The following is an 878-nucleotide window of genomic DNA, read 5'->3' as shown; positions in this document are numbered from 1 at the left end:
ACCCGTTAGATTGGAAATTGCCTAGAAAACCAGTCCGAAGGGATGTCGCACCTATGGGAGAAGTATATTCGCACCTGTCGGAAGAGGAACGCCAGGTCATCCAGATCGAGGTAGGCAACGGCGCCAGCATACGCGGGATCGGCGCGATGCTGGGCCGCAGCCCGTCCAGCATCAGCCGGGAGATCAAGCGCAACACATGGTTCCCGTCCAACGAGAACGAGTCGTACCGCCCGTACCGGCCGAAAAGACTGAAGGCGGGGCCATGGACCGGCCGCTACTACATCGCCGGGCCCGCGCAGCGCAAGGCCGACCGCAGGAGATCCAAGCCACGAAAGCCCTACCGGCTGTCGCACGACCGCCTGTGGGCGCAGGTGGCCGAATGGCTGGGCCGCGGCTGGTCGCCGCTGCTCATCAGCGGCAGGCTGCGCGTCCTGTGGCCGGACGATGCGCTCATGCGCGTGTGCCCGGAGACCATCTACCGATGGGTCTACTCCAGCAGGCCGCTTCGGGAACGCTGGGCGCGGTGCCTGCCGCGAGGGCACAGGCGGCGCCGCAGGCACGGCGGCAGGAGGACGTCGCGCTTCCCGATCCCCGGCCGAGTGCCCATCTCCGAACGCCCGCCGGAGGCCGACGGCAGGAGCGCGTTCGGCCATTGGGAGGCCGACAGCGTCATCGGAGTGGGATGCAACCTGCACACCGAGGTGGAGAGGAGGACCAGGTTCCTCATGGCCCGCGTCGTTCCGGACAAGACCGCCGGCGAGAGCGTCGGAGCGCAGCTGGACATGTTCTCGCCGCTGCCGGCCGGCGCGCGCGTCAGCGTCACGCACGACAACGGCACCGAGTTCGCCCACCACGAAAGGCTGCGCGACGGGCTGGGC

The 878-nt window shown here is 68.2% G+C and carries 1 protein-coding gene; it reads left to right on the top strand.

Features of this window, described 5'->3' with window-relative positions; translation table 11 throughout:
- Positions 1-53 precede the first annotated feature (53 nt).
- A partial coding sequence (locus AACW11_RS19940) for an IS30 family transposase (protein ID WP_212587062.1) occupies positions 54-878 on the top strand: 825 nt, incomplete at its 3' end.

This window comes from Yersinia sp. Marseille-Q3913 (genome assembly GCF_963892745.1).
Classification (GTDB): Bacteria; Pseudomonadota; Gammaproteobacteria; order Enterobacterales; family Enterobacteriaceae; genus Yersinia; species Yersinia bercovieri.
Note: the sequence above shows the minus strand (reverse complement) of the source record. Positions and strands in the feature narration are given on the sequence as shown.